29 protein-coding genes and 1 pseudogene are annotated in these 23,221 nt (G+C 39.8%); 29 read left to right on the top strand and 1 reads right to left on the bottom strand.

Annotated elements, in window-relative coordinates:
- Positions 1-10 precede the first annotated feature (10 nt).
- Complete coding sequence (locus tag J5A74_01875; GenBank protein ID QUI96125.1) at positions 11-1,366, top strand: hypothetical protein; 1,356 nt, start codon at positions 11-13, stop codon at positions 1,364-1,366.
- A gap of 69 nt (positions 1,367-1,435) precedes the next feature.
- Complete coding sequence (locus tag J5A74_01870) at positions 1,436-2,359, top strand: EamA family transporter (GenBank protein QUI96124.1); 924 nt, start codon at positions 1,436-1,438, stop codon at positions 2,357-2,359.
- A gap of 72 nt (positions 2,360-2,431) precedes the next feature.
- Here the strand turns inward: J5A74_01870 and J5A74_01865 are convergent.
- Positions 2,432-2,620, bottom strand: a pseudogene (locus J5A74_01865) (YdcF family protein).
- A 227-nt stretch (positions 2,621-2,847) separates the two neighbouring features.
- Between J5A74_01865 and J5A74_01860 the strand changes: the two are divergent.
- The 27 genes from J5A74_01860 (at position 2,848) to rpsC (ending at position 23,221) form a co-directional block, all read left to right on the top strand.
- Complete coding sequence (locus tag J5A74_01860; GenBank protein ID QUI96123.1) at positions 2,848-3,141, top strand: BMC domain-containing protein; 294 nt, start codon at positions 2,848-2,850, stop codon at positions 3,139-3,141.
- A gap of 16 nt (positions 3,142-3,157) precedes the next feature.
- Positions 3,158-4,171: a DMT family transporter gene (locus J5A74_01855; protein ID QUI96122.1), complete on the top strand. Its 1,014-nt coding sequence runs from the start codon at positions 3,158-3,160 to the stop codon at positions 4,169-4,171.
- The gene (locus J5A74_01850; protein ID QUI96786.1) at positions 4,171-4,449 is read left to right on the top strand and encodes a hypothetical protein; all 279 of its coding nucleotides are present in this window, start codon (positions 4,171-4,173) and stop codon (positions 4,447-4,449) included. Before J5A74_01855 ends, J5A74_01850 begins: the two co-directional genes overlap by 1 nt.
- Before the next feature lie 17 nt (positions 4,450-4,466).
- Entirely contained in the window at positions 4,467-4,763 is a 297-nt protein-coding gene (locus tag J5A74_01845; GenBank protein QUI96121.1) for a BMC domain-containing protein, read from the top strand.
- A 9-nt stretch (positions 4,764-4,772) separates the two neighbouring features.
- Positions 4,773-5,078: a BMC domain-containing protein gene (locus J5A74_01840; GenBank protein QUI96120.1), complete on the top strand. Its 306-nt coding sequence runs from the start codon at positions 4,773-4,775 to the stop codon at positions 5,076-5,078.
- Positions 5,079-5,100: 22 nt separating this feature from the next.
- On the top strand, positions 5,101-6,426 hold the full coding sequence (locus J5A74_01835; GenBank protein QUI96119.1) for a hypothetical protein: 1,326 nt from the start codon (positions 5,101-5,103) through the stop codon (positions 6,424-6,426).
- Positions 6,427-6,438: 12 nt separating this feature from the next.
- Positions 6,439-8,982, top strand: coding sequence for a choline trimethylamine-lyase (cutC, locus tag J5A74_01830; protein ID QUI96118.1), 2,544 nt, complete (start codon positions 6,439-6,441; stop codon positions 8,980-8,982).
- 23 nt (positions 8,983-9,005) lie between these two features.
- Positions 9,006-9,950 (top strand): choline TMA-lyase-activating enzyme, encoded by a 945-nt coding sequence (gene cutD, locus J5A74_01825; GenBank protein ID QUI96117.1) that lies wholly within the window; start codon positions 9,006-9,008, stop codon positions 9,948-9,950.
- Between the two features lie 14 nt (positions 9,951-9,964).
- Positions 9,965-11,095, top strand: coding sequence for an iron-containing alcohol dehydrogenase (locus J5A74_01820; protein ID QUI96116.1), 1,131 nt, complete (start codon positions 9,965-9,967; stop codon positions 11,093-11,095).
- A complete protein-coding gene (locus J5A74_01815) occupies positions 11,086-11,367 on the top strand; it encodes a BMC domain-containing protein (protein ID QUI96115.1) in 282 nt (93 codons plus the stop codon). The genes J5A74_01820 and J5A74_01815 overlap by 10 nt, the downstream gene beginning before the upstream one ends.
- A gap of 15 nt (positions 11,368-11,382) precedes the next feature.
- The gene (locus J5A74_01810) at positions 11,383-11,658 is read left to right on the top strand and encodes a EutN/CcmL family microcompartment protein (protein QUI96114.1); all 276 of its coding nucleotides are present in this window, start codon (positions 11,383-11,385) and stop codon (positions 11,656-11,658) included.
- A gap of 22 nt (positions 11,659-11,680) precedes the next feature.
- Positions 11,681-12,286: an ethanolamine utilization protein EutQ gene (locus tag J5A74_01805; protein QUI96113.1), complete on the top strand. Its 606-nt coding sequence runs from the start codon at positions 11,681-11,683 to the stop codon at positions 12,284-12,286.
- Between the two features lie 9 nt (positions 12,287-12,295).
- Positions 12,296-12,874, top strand: a complete 579-nt coding sequence (locus J5A74_01800) for a BMC domain-containing protein (GenBank protein ID QUI96112.1) — start codon at positions 12,296-12,298, stop codon at positions 12,872-12,874.
- Between the two features lie 21 nt (positions 12,875-12,895).
- Positions 12,896-14,473 (top strand): acetaldehyde dehydrogenase (acetylating), encoded by a 1,578-nt coding sequence (locus J5A74_01795; GenBank protein ID QUI96111.1) that lies wholly within the window; start codon positions 12,896-12,898, stop codon positions 14,471-14,473.
- Between the two features lie 18 nt (positions 14,474-14,491).
- Entirely contained in the window at positions 14,492-15,139 is a 648-nt protein-coding gene (locus J5A74_01790; protein ID QUI96110.1) for a phosphate propanoyltransferase, read from the top strand.
- Positions 15,140-15,156: 17 nt separating this feature from the next.
- Positions 15,157-15,438 carry a BMC domain-containing protein gene (locus J5A74_01785; GenBank protein ID QUI96109.1) on the top strand — a complete coding sequence of 94 codons (282 nt, stop codon included), beginning with the start codon at positions 15,157-15,159 and terminating at the stop codon, positions 15,436-15,438.
- A gap of 54 nt (positions 15,439-15,492) precedes the next feature.
- Complete coding sequence (locus tag J5A74_01780) at positions 15,493-17,169, top strand: DUF4037 domain-containing protein (protein ID QUI96108.1); 1,677 nt, start codon at positions 15,493-15,495, stop codon at positions 17,167-17,169.
- Between the two features lies 1 nt (position 17,170).
- Positions 17,171-17,725, top strand: a complete 555-nt coding sequence (locus J5A74_01775; protein ID QUI96107.1) for a DUF4125 family protein — start codon at positions 17,171-17,173, stop codon at positions 17,723-17,725.
- Between the two features lie 18 nt (positions 17,726-17,743).
- On the top strand, positions 17,744-18,565 hold the full coding sequence (locus tag J5A74_01770) for a MerR family transcriptional regulator (GenBank protein QUI96106.1): 822 nt from the start codon (positions 17,744-17,746) through the stop codon (positions 18,563-18,565).
- Positions 18,566-18,926: 361 nt separating this feature from the next.
- On the top strand, positions 18,927-19,244 hold the full coding sequence (gene rpsJ / locus J5A74_01765) for a 30S ribosomal protein S10 (protein ID QUI96105.1): 318 nt from the start codon (positions 18,927-18,929) through the stop codon (positions 19,242-19,244).
- Positions 19,245-19,306: 62 nt separating this feature from the next.
- Positions 19,307-19,987: a 50S ribosomal protein L3 gene (gene rplC / locus J5A74_01760; GenBank protein ID QUI96104.1), complete on the top strand. Its 681-nt coding sequence runs from the start codon at positions 19,307-19,309 to the stop codon at positions 19,985-19,987.
- A gap of 27 nt (positions 19,988-20,014) precedes the next feature.
- Positions 20,015-20,635, top strand: a complete 621-nt coding sequence (gene rplD / locus J5A74_01755; protein ID QUI96103.1) for a 50S ribosomal protein L4 — start codon at positions 20,015-20,017, stop codon at positions 20,633-20,635.
- Positions 20,635-20,934: a 50S ribosomal protein L23 gene (rplW, locus tag J5A74_01750; protein QUI96102.1), complete on the top strand. Its 300-nt coding sequence runs from the start codon at positions 20,635-20,637 to the stop codon at positions 20,932-20,934. The genes rplD and rplW overlap by 1 nt, the downstream gene beginning before the upstream one ends.
- A gap of 50 nt (positions 20,935-20,984) precedes the next feature.
- Positions 20,985-21,833 carry a 50S ribosomal protein L2 gene (gene rplB, locus J5A74_01745; GenBank protein ID QUI96101.1) on the top strand — a complete coding sequence of 283 codons (849 nt, stop codon included), beginning with the start codon at positions 20,985-20,987 and terminating at the stop codon, positions 21,831-21,833.
- Positions 21,834-21,850: 17 nt separating this feature from the next.
- On the top strand, positions 21,851-22,129 hold the full coding sequence (gene rpsS, locus J5A74_01740) for a 30S ribosomal protein S19 (GenBank protein QUI96100.1): 279 nt from the start codon (positions 21,851-21,853) through the stop codon (positions 22,127-22,129).
- 29 nt (positions 22,130-22,158) lie between these two features.
- The gene (gene rplV, locus J5A74_01735; GenBank protein QUI96099.1) at positions 22,159-22,545 is read left to right on the top strand and encodes a 50S ribosomal protein L22; all 387 of its coding nucleotides are present in this window, start codon (positions 22,159-22,161) and stop codon (positions 22,543-22,545) included.
- Between the two features lie 16 nt (positions 22,546-22,561).
- On the top strand, positions 22,562-23,221 hold the full coding sequence (rpsC, locus tag J5A74_01730) for a 30S ribosomal protein S3 (protein QUI96098.1): 660 nt from the start codon (positions 22,562-22,564) through the stop codon (positions 23,219-23,221).

The following is a 23,221-nucleotide window of genomic DNA, read 5'->3' as shown; positions in this document are numbered from 1 at the left end:
AGAGGGAGAAATGAAGAAAATCATGGCAAAAAAGAAATGGGCAATTCCTGCATTGGTTGTGGCATTTGCGATGGGGTATTTTTCGAGTGTGTATGCAGGGCAGTGGGTACAAGACGGCAGTAAATGGAAGTACAAGAATGATAATGGAAAATTTGTAACGAATGAATGGCAGCGTGGTGGAGATAATTTGTGGCGTTGGATTGGATCAGATGGTGTGATGGCCACAAGCACTTGGGTGGACAATCGAAATTACTTTGTGGACGAAAAGGGCGTAATGGTGGCCAACAATTGGGTCAAGGCGACAGAAAATGGCAAGAGTTACTGGTACTACTTTAATTCCAAGGGAGAAAAACAAACTTCCATGTGGCGAAAAAATGGCGATTCTTGGTTTTATTTGGATGATGAGGGACGAGTGCAGACGGGATGGGTCGACGATGACCGATACTATTGCGATGAAAATGGTGCAATGGCAACAGGATGGAGAAAAATTGCACCAGCAGATAAAATTAGAGTCAAGAATGTACCTGGAGAGAGCGACGATGGCAAGCGTTGGCATTACTTTGGAAAAGATGGAAAAAAGTATCAAGCAAAGAGTGGAAGCAAACATTCAGAGTACAAAATTGATGGGGCGACCTATAGCTTTAATGAAGATGGATATATGGACACAGGTTGGGTCAATTTGAAAGAATCTTCCAATGCCAAAATTAAGGATTTTCGCTACTACAACAGCGATGGCACAATGAGAAAAGGATGGTATTCACTAAAGCCACCAACAGGAATTAAAGAGACTTATTTAAACAATGTCGAGTGGTTTTATTTTAACCGAGATGGAAAGCCAGAAAGTTCTGAGAGTGAAAAGCATTTAAGAAGCACTGGACTAAAGAAAATCAATGGTTTGACTTATATTTTTCGTAGCAATGGAACACCTGTCTATGGTTTACAGCGGGTTTACACAAGTGATGATAACTATGATGTTTATTACTTTGGCACTCAAGCACAGAGCAATGTGCAAAAGGGAAAGCAGGAAGTAAAGGAAGCTGGCGGTGCAACGGCAGAATATTATTTTGAAAACAATGGAAAAGGTTATACTGGAGTGCATGATGGGAAACTCTATTACAAGGGAAAATTGCAAGTGGCTGACAAGGCAAGTAAGTACATTGCTATTTCTATTCCACAGGGAAATGGAAGGGCAAACTATGTCATCAATTCAAATGGAAGAGTGAGCAAGAATACTACAGTGACAGACAACAATAAGGTAAAGTATAAGACTGATAAAAAGGGAATTTTAATTGAATATGATGGCTCAAAATCAGGAGTCAATGGAAGATTTGAAAGTCCTCAAGAACCTGATGTAATGGATTATTAAAGTCATACATTCAATTTATCAGTCAGTGCATGCTACTTTGCCATAGAATGGTGTTTGGGGAGAGAAAATATGGATAAATGGAAGAAAAAAATGGGCATACTCATGGGGCTTGGTTCTGGAATGGCCTATGGCGTTTATAGTACATTTGTTGGTGTGGCGGGGACAAAGTCGCCTTTAAGTATAGTACAAAATGCCCTTGTTGTAGCTATGGTTATTTGTGGTATCAATGATTTTTTGGCAGGTATTTTTTTGACGATATATAATGCGAAGCAAAAAAAGCTCAATCAAATGCCAGGGGCAGTGGGAAGCTTTGCGGGGAAAATGGTGATTTTAGCCTCTCTTTTGGGCGGACCCATTGCCAATGGTGCTTATCTATTAGGTATTGCCCTTGCCGGAGCTGCGGCCATTCCCATTTCGGCACTCAATGTGATATTTGGAACAATTTTTGCTCGTATTTTTCTAAAGCAAAAACTCTCAAAGAGAGTGGGACTTGGAATGATGGGATGTGTCATCGGAGCAATGATTATTAATTTTTCTGGACAGATACAGAGCAAAAGTTTTTTGCTCGGTGTGTTTTGTGCCTTGATTGCAGCAATTTGCTGGGGGCTGGAAGGAATGATTTCTAGTTTTGGTGGATCTGTCTTAGACAGCGATATTGCCGTAAATATCAGAGAATTGGTCTCAGGGACAACAATTATTATTATCCTCTTGCCATTGCTTGGTGGTGGAAAATTATTTTTTTCTACTTTGGTGGCGATTTCGCCAATGTTTTTTTTAGTGCTATCTGGTTTTAGTGCGGCGATTAGCTATTTGTTGTGGTATAAGGCCAATGCCAGCATTGGTTGTGCCATGGGAATGTCGCTAAATGTGACCTATGCACTGTGGGGGGTACTTCTTTCAGTTCTATTTTTGGGGACAAGTTTGACTTTAGGAATGATGGTCGGCTGTGTACTCATTGTGATAGGGGCTATGATTGTGTCAGCGGAAAGTTAAAAATAAAGAAAAAAGTCACTGGTTCTTGCGAGCCAGTGACTTTTTTTATGGATGAAAAAGATTTTACACTAAAATAATGATCATATGAAATTGATAGCTAATGGATAGATAGCCAATATATTCTCTGATCAAGGCATTGAGTGTAAAGTACCACTTTGTCTTTGAACCGTAGCCAATGCACGGGATATGTAATTTTTTGGCAAATACCAGAGCACGGAATACATGATAAGAGGTTGTGACAAGAGCGATTTTTGGATTTTTCTAAAAGAAATATTATATTTTTTTTAAAAGAGAGTAGAAAGTAATATTTATTATTGTTTTAAAATAAAAAACTGACGAAAATATACGCTATAATAAAAGGTAGTTGTCAAAACATATAGACATATAGCACATATTGACATTCCAGTCGACTGTAAAGTTATACTATTTTTATAATAAAAGTTCATTTATCTAAATGAATACGACAATTTTTTACAAAGGAGAAGGTTATGACAAAGTATGATGCGATTGGGATGATTGAAACAAAGGGATTGGTTGCGTCTATTGAGGCGGCAGATGCAATGGTGAAGGCTGCAAATGTGACCTTGATTGGAAAAGAGAAGGTCGGCGGAGGACTGATTACCGTATTAATTCGTGGAGATGTCGGTGCAGTGAAGGCGGCAACTGAGGCAGGAGCAGAGGCAGCAAAGAGAGTTGGTGAATTGATTTCTGTACATGTTATTCCAAGACCACATGGAGAGGTGAATGCAATTTTACCAGATCATGAGGTAGAAGAAAGCTAATTAGGGGGAAGCGCATATGGGACAGGGAGTAAGTGCTCAGGCAGAGAGCAAAATGAAAAAGTTGCAGAGCAAATTCAGAAAGACAGGAATTTTGATGGGTGTGGTTTCTGGTTTGACCTATGGAATTTATAGCACCTTAGTGGGTGTGGCCGGTGCAAAAGATCCATTTTTGTCAGCGAGTGCAAAAAATACTCTGATGAGCGCGTTGGCTGTTGCGCTTGTAACTTGTGGATTGAACGATTTGTTTGCAGGAATTTGGCTATTGATTTCTAACGCAAAGAATGGAAAATTAGCAGAGATTCCAAGAAGCCTAAATACATTTCCAGGAAAAATTATTGTGATTGCATCACTACTGGGCGGTCCAATTGCCAATGGAGCGTATTTGTTGGGAATTTCGACAGCTGGAGCGTCGGCTATTCCGATTTCAGCAACTTGTGCATTGTTTGGAGCGTTATTTGCTTGGATTTTCTTAAAGCAAAAACCAACCATACGAATTGTCTTTGGTATGTTGATCTGTGTTGCAGGGGCAGTCATTATTAATTTAGTGAAGCCAGAGGGAGCATCAAACTTTACTCTTGGCATTATCTGTGCTTTTATTGCAGCAATTTGTTGGGGATTGGAAGGAACAATTTCAAGCTTTGGTGGTGCAATTTTGGACTGCGATGTTGCGGTAAATATTCGAGAGCTAGTTTCTGGTCTTAGTATTTTAATTGTTGTTGTTCCGATTATTAGAGCAACTGGGTTGTTGGGAAAGGCTATTGTTTCGCCATCTCCAATGATGTGGCTAGTATTATCAGGTCTTAGTGCATCCGCAGCCTATTTAACTTGGTATAAGGCAAACTCTATGGTTGGCTGTGCAATTGGGATGTCGCTCAATGTAACTTATGCTTTTTGGGGAGTTGCATTATCTGTATTATTCCTTGGAACGAAACTCACACCGACAATGGCGATTGGATGTCTTGTGATTATTATCGGTGCAATTACTGTAACAATGAATCCATTGGATTTCCTTAAGAAAGGAGAGCAATGATGTTATTACCGGCAAGAATGGCCGTGCTAAATCAATTGAGCAAGGTAAAAAAGTTGAGTATCAGTGAGGCAATGGAAGATCTAAAGAGGGATTATGGACAGGAAGGACAGTTTAATTCTTCGGCATATCTAGAACATTTTATGTCTCTTGAGGCAAATGGATTTGCAGAGCTTGTAGATTATCAATTGATGAAGGATGGAAATTTAGAGTTATTTTATTCGATTACGGAAGATGGAAAAGCATCCGTAGAAAAATATATATCGCAAAAGTTTCGATGATAATGGAGGTGGCATAGGTGAGATACTATGGAAATGAGGCACTTGGATTAGTTGAGACTCTTGGACTTACACCAGCATTAGAAGCGGCCGATAAGATGTTGAAGGCAGCAAATGTTGAATTGATTTCCTATGAAAATGTAGGATCAACATTGGTGACGATTATGGTCAAGGGAGATGTGGCAGCAGTGACAAGTGCTGTGGAAGAAGGGGCTAGAGCAGCGGCAAAAATTGGAAAAGTAACGGCACAGAATGTAATGCCAAGACCAATTCCAGCTGTTGGAGATATTGTCTCTGTACACGATATAGACGCGTAGGAGGTTGTGATGAGAGAGTATGAGGCCATTGGATCGATTGAAACCTTCGGTCTGGTGTTTGTATTAGAGGCGGCTGATGCCATGTGTAAGGCGGCAGATGTAGAAGTTATTGGATATGAAAATGTGGCATCTGGATATATTTCTGTCATTGTTCGAGGGGATGTCAGCGCATGCTATTCGGCCGTGGAAGCAGGAGTTGCTGCTGTAGAAAAAATGGGAGCACAGGTATATAGTAGCGTAGTTATTCCTCGTCCACACGAGGATTTGGAAAAGATCCTTGCAAAATACAATATAAAGAATTTGTTGGGCGAGTAGTGGGAAGAATAGGAGCTTTTTTGTGGATAGAGATTTGGCTTCGAGACAAGAAGCAAGAGTTTTAAGTGACAATGCAAAGGTTGCACAGAGGCAGTTAGAACTATTGGATGAGAGAAGAATCAAGGAGGCACTAGAAATTGTATATTGCATGATAAGGCAAAATATATATAGTTTGGTGCAACTATTTGTTGATGAAAGTGGATATGGAAATCTGCAAGATGAATCCAATATTGAATTGCAATTGTTGGATGCACTTTATCAAAAGCTCAAAGATCAAAAAATTCTTGGTGTACATCAAACAGAAGTAGGGATAGCCCGTGGAGGTGTAATTTTTATTCCTGATAGAAAGAATGCATTATTGGGAATGATCTGCATTATTTTGCTCTGTATAAAGTCGGGAAACACATTGATTATTGGCACAAATGCTCGTGCAGAGGAGACAACGAAAAAGTTGGTTTCTTTAGTAATAGAGGCGTTGCATCAGAAGAGTTATCCATTAGATGTGATTTCTTGTCTAAAGAATGTGGATGATGCAGGAATTGAGGAGTTATTAAATTATAGCTCGCTAAAAGTCGTAGTCAATGCGGGAAATCAAAAACTTGTCCCTATTTGTAGGAATTCGGGAAAAGTTTTTTATTATGGATCAACAGGAGCAAGTGCAGTATTTATTGAACGGTCGGCCAAAATAGAAGAGACGGTCAAAGAAATTGTAAAGAGCAAAGGGTTTAATTGTGGGACTCTTCCTGGAGCAGAACAGTTTTTAATTGTTGATGAACCAGTGGCTGAAAAAGTAATCGAAAACCTGCAAAGGGAAGGTTGTTATTTTATGAGTGCTGCTGAGGAAAAGCGACTCATTCAAATACTTTTACAGGGGAGAGAGGTTGATATCGAGCAGATCGGAAAGACAGCCTATACTCTAGCAAAAGAAGCAGGATTTTTCGTGCCAGAAAATACAAAATTATTAGTTTCTTATCAAGAATATATGTCAGAATTTGATGGCTATCGAAAAGAGATTCCTTGTCCAGTTTTAATTATGTATAAGGAAAGTGATTGGCTCAATGCCTGTGAAAAGTGCATTAAATTGTTGACGAGTGAGCACGACGGACATAGTCTGTCTATCTACAGTGAAGACGAAGAGATTATTTATCAATTTATTACAAAGAAGCCAGTGGGAAGAGTTATGGTCAATACCAACACGACATTTTCGGCAATGGGTATTGATGGAAATATTACACCAAGTGCGATATTAGGTGCAGCAACAAGAGGCATTGGAAGTCTTTCGGGAAATTTGGAGGCGAAGGATTTAATTTATCAGAGGGCAATTGTGAGAAAAGATAAAAATATATAGGAGGAATAAGAATTGGACTTACGAGATTTTTCAGAGAAGCTGGCAAAGGCCACACAAAATATGAGTGCAGAAGAGAAATTGGCGTTGATGAAGGTATTTGAAAAAGTTTCTGGTGACATCACGAAAAAAGAAACAGAAACGCCAACGTACAATTTTTCAGAGAATAGAACAACGGTTCCGGATGGAATTACACCGAGGCTACAGGCGTTAAAGGATATTTATATGACGCACAAGCCAAGTATCACGACATTTAGAGCAAGAGCAATTACAAAGATTACCAAGGAAAATCCAGGTATGCCAAAGATTTTGCTCAGAGCAAAGTGCTTTAAGTACTGTTGTGAGACAGCACCATTGGTTATTCAAGATCATGAGCTCATTGTAGGTGCTCCACAGGGTGCACCAAGAGCAGGAGCTTTTTCTCCAGATATTGCATGGAGATGGATGGTCGATGAGATTGAAACTATTGGGACAAGACCACAGGATCCATTTTATATTTCTGAAGAAGACAAAAAGATTATGAGAGAGGAATTGTTCCCATTCTGGAGGGGCAAATCGGTTGACGAGTATTGTGAGGATCAATACAGAGAAGCTGGCGTGTGGGAACTTTCGGGAGAATCCTTTGTGTCAGATTGCTCTTACCATGCACTAAATGGTGGTGGTGATTCCAATCCAGGATATGATGTGATCTTGATGAAAAAGGGAATGAAGGATATCCAAAGAGAGGCCAGAGAGCATTTGGAGCACTTAAGCTATGATATCCCTGAGGACATTGACAAGATTTACTTCTACAAGGGGCTGATTGAGACAGCAGAAGGTGTCATGATTTATGCAAAGAGAATGGCAAATTATGCAAGAGAATTGGCAGAAAAGACAGTAGATCCAAAGAGAAAGGCAGAACTTTTTAAAATTGCCGAGGTCAATGAGAGAGTTCCAGCCAATAAACCGGAGACATTTTGGGAGGCAATTCAAGCCGTTTGGACGATTGAATCCTTACTTGTAGTAGAGGAAAATCAGACAGGTATGTCCATTGGTCGTGTGGATCAATATATGTATCCATATTACAAGGCAGATATCGAATCTGGAAGAATGAATGATTTTGAGGCATTTGAGCTTGCGGGCTGTATGTTAATTAAGATGTCGGAAATGATGTGGATTACAAGTGAAGGTGGTTCCAAGTTCTTTGCAGGATATCAGCCGTTTGTCAATATGTGTGTGGGCGGTGTAACAAGAGAGGGAAGAGATGCAACAAATGAGTTGACTTATTTGTTGATGGATGCTGTTCGCCATGTCAAGATTTATCAGCCATCTCTAGCATGTCGTATTCACAATAAGTCACCAAAGGAGTATTTGAGAAAGATCGTCTCTGTTATTCGCGCGGGCATGGGATTTCCAGCGTGTCATTTTGATGATACCCATATTAAGATGATGCTTGCAAAGGGTGTTTCTATAGAAGATGCAAGAGATTATTGCTTGATGGGCTGTGTTGAACCACAAAAGGCTGGAAGACTATATCAATGGACATCGACTTCCTATACACAGTGGCCAATTTGTATAGAGCTTGTCCTCAATCATGGTGTGCCACTTTGGTATGGAAAGCAGGTAACACCAGATATGGGAGACTTAGATCAATACAAGACCTATGAGGAGTTTGATGCCGCAGTAAAGGCACAAATTAAGTATATTACCAAGTGGACAAGTGTAGCCACTGTGATTTCACAACGAGTGCACAAGGAATTGGCACCAAAGCCATTGATGTCCTTGATGTACGAAGGTTGCATGGAAAAGGGAAGAGGAGTGGAATCTGGTGGTGCAATGTATAATTTCGGACCAGGTGTTGTTTGGTCAGGTCTTGCCACTTATGCCGATTCTATGGCAGCAATTAAGAAGTTGGTGTTTGATGACAAAAAGTATACTTTAAAGCAACTGAATGAAGCACTAAAGGCTGATTTTAAGGGCTATGAGGCAATAAAGACAGATTGTTTGAACGCACCAAAGTATGGAAATGATGATGACTATGTAGATCTCATTGCGACAAATTTGATTCAGTTTACAGAGAATGAGCATAGAAAGTATAAGACTTTGTATTCAAGACTTAGTCATGGTACATTGTCAATTTCAAATAACACACCATTTGGTCAGATGACAGGGGCCAGTGCCAATGGACGAGCTGCTTGGACACCACTTTCTGATGGTATCAGTCCAACACAGGGATCTGACTTTAAGGGGCCTACAGCGATTATTAAATCGGTTTCCAAGATGTCCAATGACAATATGAATATTGGAATGGTGCATAACTTTAAGATTATGTCAGGAATTTTGGATACCCAAGAGGGAGAAGAGAGCTTGATTACATTGCTAAGAACAGCGTCTATTCTTGGAAATGGTGAGATGCAATTTAATTATTTGAGCAACGAGACTTTGCTTGCAGCACAAAAAGAGCCAGAAAAGTATAAGGATTTGATTGTGCGTGTGGCAGGCTATAGTGCATTCTTCTCAGAGCTTTGTAAAGATGTTCAAGATGAGATTATTAGTAGAACAATGCTAGATCATTTTTAGAGATAAGCAGTAGGAGATAGAAAATGAAGACAGCCGGCAATGATATTGAAAGAAGAGCAATGATCTTTAATATTCAAAAGTACAGTTTATATGACGGACCAGGAACAAGGACAATTGTCTTTTTTAAGGGTTGTCCCCTGCGCTGCAAGTGGTGTGCTAATCCAGAAGGTTTAGATCGGAAGTATAATGTAATGTTTAAACAAAATTACTGTATTCACTGTGGTGCTTGTCTATCGGTTTGTCCAGTGGGCATTCATCAAATGGAAAACCAAGAGCATATTGTAGATCGAAGTATAAACTGTACAGGCTGTGGAAAATGTGTTTCTGTATGTCCAAAATCAGCATTGGATATTAGTGGAGAATTTAAAACAATTTCAGAAGTCTTGGATGTGATTAAGGAAGATGAATCCTTTTATGAAATCTCAGGGGGCGGAGTAACATTGAGTGGCGGAGAATGTACATTACAATTTGAGGCGGCTAGAGATTTATTGAAAGCCTGCAAGGAGTATGGCATTCACACAGCAATTGAGACCTGCGGATATACAGAGCCTCAAAAGGCATTGGCTCTATCAGAATATGTGGATTTATATCTATTTGACTTAAAACATATGGATCCCAAGCGTCATACAGAATTGACGGGAATGAGCAATGAAGTGATTCTTTCAAATTTAGAAACTTTAATTAAAAAGAGAAAGTCATTAATTGTGCGTATGCCAATGCTCAAGGGAATAAATGATAGCAAGGAAGAAATTGAAAAGATTTCAGTATTTTTGAAGAAGTTTGTTTCTTATGAAAATTTTTTGGGTGTACATCTTTTGCCATATCATAAATTGGGAGTAAATAAATATTACCAACTTGGGATGAAGTATGAAATTGAGGGAGATCCAAGTTTAGATAAGGAAGATTTGGATCAAATTGAACAATGGATTGCAAAAGAAAATTTAATGGTGAGAGTAATCCGACATTAGGAGGTGAAATGCAAATGGAATACTTTAGAATGCCCACGAAACTGTGTATGGGAGAGGGAAGTCTAAAGGAATTAGAAAAAATTGAGGCAAAAAAGGTATTCATTATTTGTGATCCTTTTATGAAAAGTTCAGGAAAAGTCAATCTAGTGAGTGGGATTTTGGGAATGAGAGAAATTCCATATCAAATTTTTGATAAAGTCATTCCTGATCCAACATTAGAAGTTGTATCTTTGGCAGTCAAAATGGTAGACGAGGATACGGACACCATTATTGCATTGGGTGGTGGCTCAGCGATTGATACAGCAAAGGTTGTGAGAAAAATTTTTGAGGCGGCCATAGAGAAAAAGGTTCAATTTATTGCTATTCCAACAACGAGTGGAACAGGAAGTGAGTTGACTTCATTTGCTGTCGTTTCAGACAAGGAAACAAAGAGCAAAATTCCATTGATTGACTTTTCTTTACTTCCGGATATAGCAATTTTAGATTGTGTATTTACAGCATCAGTGCCCGCATCGATTACAGCAGACACAGGAATTGATGTTTTGACTCATGCACTTGAGGCGGTTGCATCAAGTAAAGCGACGGATTTTACAGATGCCAATGCCTATATGGCTGTGGAGTTGGTGTTCCAATACTTAAAGAGAGCTGTGGAACATGGAGATGATTTATGTGCGAGAGAACATATGCACAATGCATCTGCACTGGCAGGAATTGCTTTCAATGAAGCTTCTCTCGGAATTTGTCACAGTATGGCTCATGCACTCGGCGGATTTTTCCACATTCCCCATGGAAGAGCCAACGCCATTTTACTTCCTCATGTGATGGAGTTTAACACTATACAAAGTCAAAATAAAGAAACAATCCAAAGATATGCAAGACTATCCAGACGAATGGGATTTGGAAATTATGATGATATCAGCAGTGTGAAATCATTGATTCGTCAGGTGCAAAATCTCATTAAGAGTGTGGGCATTGACAGCTATATTAATGGAATGGTAGATGGAGAAGAATATTCAAAGGCAATGGAAAAAATGGCAAAGTTGGCAGTGGATGACCGATGCACAGTGACAAATCCTGTAGAAGTACAGGTGAAAGATTTGGAAGCCATTTATGCTAAATTACAGAGGTCTTGCCCATGGATGTAAGAATAATTCAATCGCCAAGTAAGAGCACTTTGGAAATTTTGCAAAGACGCAAGGGGGCAAAAGAAGAGCTGACAAGAGAGGTTGGTGCTGTTGGATTAGTGCAGGGCAAACTCGTTGATATGATTGTAGCCTCTGATATTGCGGAAAAGAGTGCAGGCGTTTGGGTGGAAGAATTGAGAGGAAGTTGTCCGCAAAATATGATTGCGATTGCAATTTTTGGGGATACTTCATCAGTGGAAAGTGCAATTGAAAAGATCAAAAATACACTGTAGTAGCGAGGAAAAGAAATGAAGGCAGCAATATTGATTGGAAATATCTGGGCAACAAGAAAGACAGAGAGCCTTGGAGGATACAAATTGATGTTGGCTCAAACGATAGGAGGAGCTACAGAAGGTGAGGTCATGGTCGTTGTGGATACCATTGGTGCTGGAATTGGGGATAGAGTAATTATTGCAACGGGATCTAGTGCAAGAAAGATGCTTGGGGATGATCAAAGTGCCGCAGATGCAGCGATTGTAGGTATTATTGATGAAGATTGCCGATTGAGTTTTGAAGGTGAGTAAGGGGAAGAAAAGAGGTGTAAGCGTGAAAAAACTCATCTGTCTAAGTGATGTAAAAGCGGCGGGTGAAAAGGGAGAGAGTAGAATATATATTGACGATCAAACGATTATCACACCTGCGGCAAAAGATTATGCAAAGGCAGCAAACATTTTGTTTGTGGAGGGAAAAGTAATGGATAATACAAGTATTATTCCCGATTTATCAGGATTAACAAAGGAAGATTTGTATAACATATTGAAGGTACTGGTTGAGCATGGTTTGTTAGAAGTTCCAAAGAAAAAGTATGATAGTGAATGCTTGCCATGTGGATTTAAGGTTGTCAGGGGAAATTCTCTTTGTCTCGACCCACTAGATTCTAAGACAGGGGATAAAGTGAAGTATTTGGAAGTCATTCACGATACAGAATCTGCAATGCAATCGGGGCGATTTACAATTGATCATTCGTCCTTTAAGACAACCGCTGAGCAGTATGAGACCTATTGTGTGATGGAAGGAACGATGGACATTCTCATTGACGGAAAGGTATTTCATGCACAAAAGGGAGATATGGTGAATGTCCCTAAGGGGGCTTCGATAGAGTGTTCATCGAATGGATATGCAGATGTTTTCTATAGTTGTGCAAACCGATAGGAGGCCTAGATGAATGCATTGGGATTTATTGAGACCAGTGGATTGATTGCAGCAATTGAGGCAGCAGACACTATGGTAAAGACAGCAAATGTATCTCTGATAAGAAAGGAATATGTGGGAAAAGGACTGGTGACCATTATTGTGGAAGGAGATGTCGGAGCCGTACAGTCAGCAGTAGAAGCAGGAGTAGAGGCTGTGCATTCGCTAAGAGGAGTGGTTCATTCGCATAATGTTATCCCAAGTCCATCTGACGAATTGGAAATCTTTATTTGTGATGAAACAGCAGAGAAAGATTTAAAGAAAGAAAAAGAAGCTGAAGAATCTAAGGAAGAGCTTGAGGATGAAGTAGAGACAGATGAAGCTGAAGAACAGCTCGCTTTTCTAGTAAAGACAAAAGATGATGTGACAGCTCTTTTAGAAAGTTATACAGAAGAAGAAGGCGAAAAGGTATTGCGATCACTGACCAATAAAGCATTAAAGAGCTTATTGCAAGAATTTGTACTTTCTCAGGAACAACAGGCAGGAATACAAAAGATGAATAAGACTCAGCTTGTTGATTTGATTATGTCGTTCTACAAAAAGTCGTAGTGATCAGACGGGAAGGTTGAGATGGGAACAGAAAATTTTGATTATGATTTGAGGTCCATTCAGGAGGCAAGAAATTTCCTGAGACAGGGCTACAGTGCATATAAAGAGTTTGCAAGTTTTTCCGATGAACAAGTAAATAAGATTTTAAAGAGCATGGCTGAGGCTGGATTAAAGCATGCGGTAGAGCTTGGAAGACTTGCACAGGAAGAAACAGGTTTTGGTGTTGCAAAGGATAAGGCATATAAAAATTATGCGGCATCAGCACTACTTTATGAAGATATTAAGGACATGAAAACCGTGGGAATTATTCGTCGAGATGAGAAGAATAAAATCCTAGAAGTTGCTGATCCTGTTGGTTTAGTGATGGGAATTGTGCCATCAACCAATCCAACATCGACAATTATTTTTAAATCCATGATTGCACTAAAATCAAGGAATGCCATTATCTTTTCGCCACATCCAGCGGCATTGGAGTGTTCACTAAAGACAGCAAAAATTATGGCAGAGGCTGCACAGGAGGCGGGAGCTCCAAAAGGAATTATTAGTTGTATTACAATGCCATCCTTACAGACGACAAATGAAATGATGAAGTCAAAGGAAGTTGCCTTAATTATTGCCACAGGTGGCCCAGGAATGGTAAAGGCGGCATACAGTGCGGGCAAGCCGGCGATTGGCGTCGGTGCAGGAAATTCTCCAGCTTACATTGAAAGAAGTGCCAATGTGGCAAAAGCTGTGGAAAGAATTATGGCAAGTAAGACCTTTGACAATGGAACAATTTGTGCGTCGGAGCAATCTATTATTTGCGAAGAAGTAAATCAAGATGAAGTTATCCAAGAGTTTGTCAAAGCTGGTGGATACTTTATGACAGACGAAGAATGTAATAGAGTGTGCAAGTTGCTTTTTAAAGACAAGATGGCAATGAATGCCAAGTATGTTGGAAAAGATGCAAAATTTATTGCCTCAGCTGCAAAAATTACAGTGCCAAGTAATACAAGGGTGTTGATTGGAAGGCAATATGGTGTGGGGAAAGACAATCCGCTCTCTTACGAGAAGTTGACCTGTGTACTTGGTTTTTATGTAGTTAAGGACTGGAAGGAAGCTTGTGAGCTTAGCATTAGCTTGTTACAAAATGGTATCGGCCATACATTGAGCCTTCATACAAATGATGATCAAATTGTAGAAAAGTTTTCTGTAAAGCCAGCTTCGAGAATTTTAGTCAATACAGGTGGAACACAGGGAGGCACTGGGCTTTCAACAGGACTACTGACTTCCTTTACTCTGGGTTGTGGAACCATGGGTGGAAGTTCAGTTTCAGAGAATGTCGGACCACAGCATTTGATCAATTTAAAGAGAGTGGCCTATGGAATAAAGGATGTGACAACATTGGCAGATGATGCAAAATTTCAGGCACTATTTCATGAGAAGAGTTGTTGTGTGAATGGTTGCTATTACAATGGAGTTGCAATGAGTCCAAATGAAATTCAAATGATGTTTGAAGAGAGCACAAAGACGAATTCAAGTGATGATTTACTCAAGGGGATTGATGCATTGTCTGTGGAAGATTTAAAAAACTTGATCTTACAAATTGCAAATAGTTAATGGCTGTGAGGTAAGTTTATGGAATATTTCGATGAGTTAAATGAAGTACTAAGAGCAGCGATTGAAGGTTTGCAAGTTAAGCCAGAAAGAATATCCGATCAGGAGATTCCTGTGGGAATTTCAAATCGACATATTCATTTGGCCAAGGCAGAATTAGAAAAATTGTTTGGTGCAGGATATGCCCTCACAAAGATGAAGGATTTATCACAAAAAGGTCAGTATGCGGCAAAAGAAACCATCACCATCTGTGGACCAAAGGGTGTGATTGAGGGGATAAGAATTCTTGGACCATGTAGAAGTAAGACGCAGGTAGAGTTGTTTCGCTCAGATGATTATAAATTAGGTATTCGCTCGCCGCTGAGGATGTCAGGCGATGTTAGTCAATCGGCAGGACTTACTTTGGTCGGACCAAAGGGAAGTGTTCAAATTGGAGAGGGAGCAATTGTAGCAAAGAGACATATTCATATGTCTCCAATGGATGCAAGAAATTTTCAAGTGAATGATGGTGATGTGGTCAGTATTGAGATTAGCGGAGAACGAGGTGGAGTGCTTCATCAGGTTGCCATTCGTGTGACGGACACTTCTACTTTGGAATGTCATCTGGATATGGAAGAGGCCAATGCACTTGGTGTGACAGCAACAACAAAGGTGAAAATCATAAGATAATATAAAGGAGAATAAACATGATGTATGATGCATTGGGAATGGTGGAAACAAAGGGATTGGTAGGGTCAATTGAGGCAGCGGATGCTATGGTAAAAGCAGCCAATGTAACATTGATTGGAAAGGAATTGATTGGTGGAGGTTTAGTTACTGTTCTTGTTCGTGGAGATGTCGGAGCGGTGAAGGCAGCAACAGATGCAGGGGCAGCAGCAGCCTCAAGAGTTGGCGAGTTGGTTTCTGTGCATGTTATTCCAAGACCACATGCAGAGGTTGAGGTAATTCTTCCAAAGTCTGCAAAGTAGGATATGGGAGGGCAGAGGCCATCGCCTTTGCCCTCTGTTTTTTGAGGTGTACATATGGAAAGTAGAGAAATTTTAAAGAGGGCACATATCTTTTGGAGAGAAGGCAGGGAGATGGAGGCTGCACAATATTTGAAAGAAGCAGTCAATGCAGCCAGAGAAGAAAAAGATAATGGAAATTTAATTGCAATTTTAAATGAATATGGTGGAGCTTTGCGTGTTATTGGCCATTATGCAGAGGCCGTGGAGGCCTTTGAGGAAGCTAAAGTATATTGTGAGGGAGAAAGATTGAAAAATAAACAACCCTATGCGATGACATTGATGAATTTGGCGAATACTTATCGGGAAGCAAAAAATAGAAAAAAAGCTAGGGAGGGATTTGAAGAAGCCAAAAAGATTTGTGATGATTTGGGACTTCGAGATTACTCTTATATTGGGTTGTTAAATAATTACGCTCTACTTTTATTGGAAGAAGAAAAAGCGAAAGAAGCAGAAAAGATACAATTGGAAGCGATTTCTTTGTTGGAAGGAATGACAGGATATGATGTTCCATTGGCCATTAGCTACAATAATTTGTATGAGATTTATCAACATTTAGGTGATATGAAAGAAGCGGAAAAATATTTAGTTAAGTCAGAACAAATGGTTAGAGAAAAATTAGGAATAGATCATCCCTTATATGCTGCTGTATTAAATAATAGAGCAGATTTTTGTATGCGAAAGAAAAATTATATTGAGGCGGCTAGAAATTATTTAAAGGCGATAAACATTATTGAAAAGAAATATGGAAAAGAGAGTCAACCATGGAGAGTTATTCAAAAAAATCTTCAAATCCTCTCACAGACAATGAAAAAGCCAGAAAATGGATTGGAAAGAGCAAGGAAGCTTTCTGAACGAGTTATTGATTTTATTCGGGAAAATCATGTGGAAGTATATAAAAACTTAAGTATAGGTCTAGTGGGAAAAGGATCTGAATGTTATGGCTATGATGATGAATTTTCAAGAGACCATGACAGCGAAGACCGCTGCATGATTTTTTTGGATGATGAGACCTATTTTCATTATGGGGCAAAACTTGCGAAATGTTTAAAGGAAAAATTTCGAGAGAAAATAGAAATTTGGAGGATTTCAACATTTTATCGCCTTTATACAGCGTATTCCGAGGGGCCAAAAACGATAGAAGAGTATCGCAAAGTGGAAGAGGAGTATTTGAGTGCGGCGACAAATGGAGAAGTTTTTCTTGACAATCGAGGCGATTTTACAAGAATACGAAATCGCCTGCTTGAACATTATCCAAGGGATTTGTGGCTAAAGAGACTTGCGTATCACTTGAATTTTTTAGCACAATCGGGACAATATAATTATCAAAGAATTTTCAAGAGAAAAGATAAAGTAGCATTGCAATTGACACTAAACGAATTTATTCAGCACTATATTCAGTGTATTCATTTGATCAATCGAAAGTACACACCGTTTTATAAGTGGAGTGCAAAGAGTCTAGAAGCACTGCCGATCATGGGAAGACAGAGCAGAGTGGCCTTGGAAGTGTTGATAGAAAGCAGTGTTGAACAGAGAGAAAAAGAGATGGAAAAGCTGTGTCAATTTCTTGTGGATTATCTTCATCGGGAAGGAATGACAAGGAGTGAAGAGAGTTTTTTGACCGTGCAGGCAGATGAGATTTTTGAAAAGATTCAGGATCAAGCCATCAGAGAGGGGGATAAGTGGACAAAGTGATATGGATAGAGATTGGCTGATAAAAGAAATTATGGAGATGGAATGGGAGCAATTTACCCATGTAAAAAACATTGGTAAACGAGCTTATTGCCAGGATCGAAAGAAAACATTTTTATTTTCTAGAAGGGCGTATTTTTGGGGCTATTCAGAGCAAATTTTATTATCTTACCGAGATGACCTGATTAGGGCAAAAACAAGAGGAATATCGTTAGTGGCCAATAAGTATGGATATATGATGAAAAAAACAAATCCATCCTATTTTAAAAATATTCAACATCAATTGATAGAGTGCACACAAGAAAAAGAGAATCTGGTCGATTGTTTGATGTTTTTTGTTCAAAATTGGTTGCGTGATATTCAGGATATGGAGTGGCAAAGCAGAAGAAAATTTTATTCAAAAGAGGATAACCAAGATCAAACTTCAGTAGAAACCTATTTCTTTGGAGAATATTGCTCCTACTCAGAGAAGACATTGAAAAAAATTTTAATTGCAGATTTGGAGAATTATTTGTGTGGCAAAAATCGCTTGAAGGAAAATTTAATAGCACTTAGATGAGGGTGAGAGAGGTGCACAATGAAGAGGAAAGAAAAGTATTTAATTGGAGAAGTGAGTGAAATATGCAATATTCCTAAGAAAACATTGCGCTATTATGATGATATTGATGTCATTAAGCCAGAAACCATTTCAAAGACAAATAGTTATCGCTATTACAGTTTAGATAATATGAGTGATATTATGATTTTGAAATATTTTAAGCAAATGGGCTATAGCTTGATGGAAGTGAAACATATTTTAGGAACGCATGATTTAGAAGTGGTGTCTTCAAGTTTGACAAAGAAGATTGATGAGCTCGAGGTGGAGAGAAAAAAGTTGGATAATAAAATCCAAGCTGCAAGGGCATGGAGAAATTTAATTGGCGAGGCAAAGCTGGCGGCAGAATACAATGACACTTCGGTTCGGATTAAGGAAGTTCCTGTTGAGGAGTACTGTTGTCTAAGACAGGAATTTCAATATGACTACAAGACATCGATTGTCAACCTCCCGTGGGTGACGAAGTTAGAAATGAACAGGGAAGAAGTGGAGGGAGCGGTAATATTGCACTTCAATTCATTTGAAGAAAAAAGAAGGCGGCAAGCACAGGAAGCGACGATATTACAAAGAGGACAAAGTTGTGCTTGTCATGGGCTAAAAAAAATAGAATTTGGTGGCAAATTTCTTTCTACCTATCACATAGGAGATTTACAAGAGATTGAATCTTCTTATGAGCGGATGTATCGATATATGGAAGAAAAGGGATTACAAATTCGAGGTGATGTATTTGAACGCTATGTTGTGGACTATTGGACGACACAGAACAAGCAATTATTTGTAACAGAAATTATGTGTACACTGTAGGAAAATCCCTTCGCTGGAATAGTAATTTCAGTGGAGGGATTTTCTTCTATAGTAATAATGTTTTTTAGAAAAAAATAAAAAAACCGAAAAAAGCCCTTGTCAAGCACACTTGAGTGTGCTATCATAAACGAGCTGTGACATTGATAGCTGTGAAGCGTGAGGTTGCCGTCTCAAGAGGATGGGTTTTCCGTGGAGCGAAAGTCATGTTACTAAACTGGCGACAAGTCACTGTACAAGTTAACAGCAACCCAACAGGGAGGTAGTTTTTTCGGGTAGAATAGAGAAGACACGCCCGGAAATGTGTACAGTCACCGCTTGTCGTACTTAAATCAAAAAGTGCGAAAAGGAGGCGACTTTTTTTATGGCAAATCAGGTAATGAGAATCACATTAAAGGCTTATGACCATCAATTGGTAGACAATTCAGCTAGTAAAATTGTCGAAACTGTAAAGAAGACAGGAGCAAAGGTGTCAGGACCAGTTCCACTTCCAACAAAGAAGGAAGTAGTAACAATCTTGAGAGCGGTTCATAAGTATAAGGACTCTCGTGAGCAGTTCGAGCAGAGAACACATAAGAGATTGATTGATGTTGTTGCACCAAGCGACAAGACAGTTGACGCATTGTCACGTCTTGAGATGCCAGCTGGTGTTCATATCGATATTAAAATGAAGAGTAGATAATCCTGCTCTAGGATGAGCACGAAAGTGCTCCGCTGTAGATTAAAATCAGGAGGAATTTTGAAATGAAGAAGGCAGTTCTTGCTACAAAAGTTGGAATGACACAGATCTTCAATGAAGCTGGTGTGTTGGTTCCAGTAACCGTTCTTCAGGCTGGACCATGTGTAGTTACACAGGTTAAGACAGAAGAAAACGACGGATATAATTCAGTACAGGTTGCATACGGACAGATCCGTACAAAGCTTGTGAACAAGGCTAAGGCCGGTCACCTTGACAAGGCTGGTATCGAAAAGAAGACGATTGAAAAGAGCAATGGTCAAAAGAGAGAAGTTTATACAGCAGGTAGATTCTTAAAGGAGTTTAGATTTGAGAATGCAGCTGATTATTCTGTAAAAGATGAGATCAAAGCGGATATCTTTGCTGAGGGCGATAAGGTTGACGCAACAGCAATCTCCAAGGGAAAAGGTTTCCAGGGTGCGATCAAGAGACACGGACAGTCAAGAGGTCCTATGGCTCACGGATCTAAGTTCCATCGTCATCAGGGATCTAATGGTTCATCATCTGACCCAAGCCATGTATTCAAAGGCAAAGGAATGCCTGGACATATGGGCGCTAAGCAGATTACAACACAGAACCTTGAAGTGGTAAAGGTTGATGTGGAGAACGGTTTGATTCTTGTTAAGGGTTCAGTACCAGGACCAAAGAAGGCACTTGTAACACTTAAGGAAACAGTAAAGACAAACTAGTCTTTACAAGAAAGGAGGAACGCACAGATGGCTAAGGTATCTGTTTACGATATTAACGGTAAAGAAGTAGACACATTAGAGTTAAATGATGCAATTTTTGGTGTAAATGTGAATGAGCACCTTGTACATTTAGCAGTAGTTGCACAGCTTGCAAATAAGCGTCAGGGAACACAAAAGGCAAAGACCCGTTCCGAAGTAAGCGGTGGAGGAAGAAAGCCTTGGAAGCAGAAGGGAACAGGTCATGCTCGCCAGGGATCAACAAGATCACCACAGTGGAAGGGTGGCGGAGTTGTATTCGCACCAACACCTAGAGATTACACAATTACTTTGAATAAGAAAGAGAGAAGACTTGCATTAAAGAGCGCTCTTACAAGCAGAGTAAATGAGAATAAGTTCATTGTCGTTGACGACTTTAAGATGGACGAGATCAAGACAAAGAAGATGCAGCAGACACTCAATAACTTAAAGATCAATAAGGGTCTTGTCGTTGTCAGTGAGGGTGAGACAAATACAGTGCTTTCAACAAGAAATATCAAGGGAATGAAGACAGCTTCTCCTAAGACAATCAATGTATATGACATCTTAAAGTACAACACAGTTATTGCTTCTAAGGCTGCAGTAAATACAATCGAGGAGGTATACGCATAATGGCAGACATTAAATACTATGATGTAATCCTCAAGCCTGTAATTACAGAGAAGAGCATGGCTGGTATGGCTGATAAGAAGTACACTTTCTTAGTACATACAGAGGCTAACAAGACAATGATCAAGGAAGCTGTAGAGAAGATGTTCCCAGGAACAAAGGTTTCTTCTGTAAATACAATGAACCTTGACGGAAAGAACAAGCGCCGTGGTTTGACCACAGGTAAGACTGCAAAGACAAAGAAGGCTATTATTCAGTTGACAGCAGATAGCAAGGATATCGAGATCTTTGAGGGACTGTAGGAATTTTTGACTATACGGTAAAACCGTGATAAAGGAAGAAGGAGAATACAATGGGAATTAAAAAGTATGGCCCTTATACCCCGTCCAGACGTAATATGACAGGTTTAGACTTTGTTGAGATTACAAAGTCAACACCAGAAAAGTCACTCGTTGTTTCATTGAAGAAGCATGCAGGACGTAATAACCAGGGTAAGATTACAGTAAGACATCATGGAGGCGGCTCCAGAAGAAAATATAGATTGATCGACTTTAAGAGAAATGCCAAGGACGGTATTCCAGCTAAGGTTGTTACAATCGAGTATGATCCAAATAGAACAGCAAATATTGCATTGATCTGCTATGCAGATGGTGCTAAGGCATACATCCTTGCTCCAGAGGGACTTAAGGTTGGTATGACAGTGATGAATGGTTCCACAGCAGAGGCAAAGGTTGGTAACTGTTTACAGCTTGCTGACATCCCAGTTGGTACACAGATTCACAATATCGAGCTCTATCCAGGAAAGGGCGGACAGCTCGTTCGTTCTGCTGGTAATGCAGCTCAGCTTATGGCAAAGGAAGGTAAGTACGCAACACTTCGTCTTCCATCAGGCGAGATGCGTATGGTTCCAATGATCTGCCGTGCAACAATTGGTGTTGTAGGCAATGGTGAGCACTCTCTTGTAAAGATTGGTAAGGCCGGAAGAAAGAGAAATATGGGTATTAGACCTACAGTTCGTGGATCTGTTATGAACCCTAATGACCATCCACATGGTGGTGGTGAAGGTAAGACAGGAATTGGTCGTCCAGGCCCTGTTACACCTTGGGGCAAGCCAGCTCTTGGCCTTAAGACAAGAAATAACAAGAAGCAGTCAAGCAAGCTTATCGTAAGAAGAAGAGACGGTAAGGGCGCTACGAAATAAAGGAGGAGAGAAGACAAATGTCACGTTCACTTAAAAAGGGACCATTCGCAGATGCGAGTTTATTAAAGAAAGTCGATGAGATGAACAAGAGCAATGATAAGAGTGTTATCAAGACTTGGTCTCGTCGTTCTACAATCTTCCCACAGATGTTAGGCCACACAATCGCAGTTCATGATGGCAGAAAGCATGTTCCAGTATATGTTACAGAGGATATGGTTGGACATAAGCTTGGTGAGTTCGTAGCGACAAGAACTTACAGAGGTCATAAGGGCGACGATAAGAAGGCAGCAAGATAATAAGAAAGGTTTGAAAGGAGGTTTCATCAATGGCTAAAGGACATAGATCCCAGTTTAAGAGAGAAAGAAATGCAGTAAAGGATAAGAGACCGTCTGCAAAGCTTTCTTATGCTAGAGTACCAGTGCAGAAGGCATGTTTTGTTTTGGATGCAATTCGTGGAAAGAATATTGCTGAGGCATTGGCTATCGTAACATACAATCCTAGATATGCTTCAAGCGTTATCGAGAAGTTATTAAGTTCAGCTGTTGCAAATGCTGAGAATAACAATCATATGGACCCAGAGAGACTTTATGTTGCAGAGTGCTTCGCAAGCGATGGTCCAATTATGAAGAGAGTAAAACCAAGAGCACAGGGTAGAGCTTATAGAATTGAGAAGAGAATGAGCAATATCACTGTAATACTTGACGAAAGATAATTAGAGGAGGCAAAAAATGGGACAGAAAGTTAATCCACATGGCATTAGAGTCGGTGTTATCAAAGACTGGGGCTCAAGATGGTACGCAGAAGCTGATTTTGCTGATTATCTCGTTGAAGATTACAACATCAGAAAATTCTTAAAGAAGAAGCTGTACAGTGCCGGTGTTTCAGATATTGAAATTGAGCGTGCGTCAGACAAAGTGAAGATCATTATTCACACAGCTAAGCCAGGTGTTGTCATTGGTAAGGGCGGCGCAGAGATTGAGAAGTTAAAGGTAGAAGTTAGTAAGTACACAACAAGGAAGGTATTTATTGACATTAAGGAAATTAAGAGACCAGATAGAGATGCACAGTTAGTTGCAGAGTCCATTGCACAGCAGTTGGAAAATCGTATTGCTTTCCGTAGAGCAATGAAGTCAACAATGAGCAGAAGTATGAAGTCAGGTGTACTTGGTATCAAGACTTGCTGTTCAGGTCGTCTTGGTGGTGCTGATATGGCTCGTACAGAGTTCTACTCAGAGGGTACCATTCCACTTCAGACACTTCGTGCAGACATTGATTATGGTTTTGCTGAGGCAAATACCACATACGGTAAGGTTGGAGTTAAAGTTTGGATCTATAAGGGCGAAATACTTCCAGCAAAGTCAAATACAAAGGAAGGGAGCGTAAAGTAA

It is taken from the genome of Lachnospiraceae bacterium oral taxon 096 (assembly GCA_018141845.1).
GTDB lineage: Bacteria > Bacillota > Clostridia > Lachnospirales > Lachnospiraceae > F0428.
Note: the sequence above shows the minus strand (reverse complement) of the source record. Positions and strands in the feature narration are given on the sequence as shown.

Bases quoted from the DNA above. Each gene is read 5' to 3' on its own strand.
- J5A74_01875 (QUI96125.1), top strand. From the start codon at position 11: ATGAAGAAAATCATGGCAAAAAAGAAATGGGCAATTCCTGCATTGGTT.
- J5A74_01870 (QUI96124.1), top strand. From the start codon at position 1,436: ATGGATAAATGGAAGAAAAAAATGGGCATACTCATGGGGCTTGGTTCT.
- J5A74_01860 (QUI96123.1), top strand. From the start codon at position 2,848: ATGACAAAGTATGATGCGATTGGGATGATTGAAACAAAGGGATTGGTT.
- J5A74_01855 (QUI96122.1), top strand. From the start codon at position 3,158: ATGGGACAGGGAGTAAGTGCTCAGGCAGAGAGCAAAATGAAAAAGTTG.
- J5A74_01850 (QUI96786.1), top strand. From the start codon at position 4,171: ATGTTATTACCGGCAAGAATGGCCGTGCTAAATCAATTGAGCAAGGTA.
- J5A74_01840 (QUI96120.1), top strand. From the start codon at position 4,773: ATGAGAGAGTATGAGGCCATTGGATCGATTGAAACCTTCGGTCTGGTG.
- cutD (QUI96117.1), top strand. From the start codon at position 9,006: ATGAAGACAGCCGGCAATGATATTGAAAGAAGAGCAATGATCTTTAAT.
- J5A74_01820 (QUI96116.1), top strand. From the start codon at position 9,965: ATGGAATACTTTAGAATGCCCACGAAACTGTGTATGGGAGAGGGAAGT.
- J5A74_01815 (QUI96115.1), top strand. From the start codon at position 11,086: ATGGATGTAAGAATAATTCAATCGCCAAGTAAGAGCACTTTGGAAATT.
- J5A74_01810 (QUI96114.1), top strand. From the start codon at position 11,383: ATGAAGGCAGCAATATTGATTGGAAATATCTGGGCAACAAGAAAGACA.
- J5A74_01800 (QUI96112.1), top strand. From the start codon at position 12,296: ATGAATGCATTGGGATTTATTGAGACCAGTGGATTGATTGCAGCAATT.
- J5A74_01795 (QUI96111.1), top strand. From the start codon at position 12,896: ATGGGAACAGAAAATTTTGATTATGATTTGAGGTCCATTCAGGAGGCA.
- J5A74_01790 (QUI96110.1), top strand. From the start codon at position 14,492: ATGGAATATTTCGATGAGTTAAATGAAGTACTAAGAGCAGCGATTGAA.
- J5A74_01785 (QUI96109.1), top strand. From the start codon at position 15,157: ATGATGTATGATGCATTGGGAATGGTGGAAACAAAGGGATTGGTAGGG.
- J5A74_01780 (QUI96108.1), top strand. From the start codon at position 15,493: ATGGAAAGTAGAGAAATTTTAAAGAGGGCACATATCTTTTGGAGAGAA.
- J5A74_01775 (QUI96107.1), top strand. From the start codon at position 17,171: ATGGATAGAGATTGGCTGATAAAAGAAATTATGGAGATGGAATGGGAG.
- J5A74_01770 (QUI96106.1), top strand. From the start codon at position 17,744: ATGAAGAGGAAAGAAAAGTATTTAATTGGAGAAGTGAGTGAAATATGC.
- rpsJ (QUI96105.1), top strand. From the start codon at position 18,927: ATGGCAAATCAGGTAATGAGAATCACATTAAAGGCTTATGACCATCAA.
- rplC (QUI96104.1), top strand. From the start codon at position 19,307: ATGAAGAAGGCAGTTCTTGCTACAAAAGTTGGAATGACACAGATCTTC.
- rplD (QUI96103.1), top strand. From the start codon at position 20,015: ATGGCTAAGGTATCTGTTTACGATATTAACGGTAAAGAAGTAGACACA.
- rplW (QUI96102.1), top strand. From the start codon at position 20,635: ATGGCAGACATTAAATACTATGATGTAATCCTCAAGCCTGTAATTACA.
- rplB (QUI96101.1), top strand. From the start codon at position 20,985: ATGGGAATTAAAAAGTATGGCCCTTATACCCCGTCCAGACGTAATATG.
- rpsS (QUI96100.1), top strand. From the start codon at position 21,851: ATGTCACGTTCACTTAAAAAGGGACCATTCGCAGATGCGAGTTTATTA.
- rplV (QUI96099.1), top strand. From the start codon at position 22,159: ATGGCTAAAGGACATAGATCCCAGTTTAAGAGAGAAAGAAATGCAGTA.
- rpsC (QUI96098.1), top strand. From the start codon at position 22,562: ATGGGACAGAAAGTTAATCCACATGGCATTAGAGTCGGTGTTATCAAA.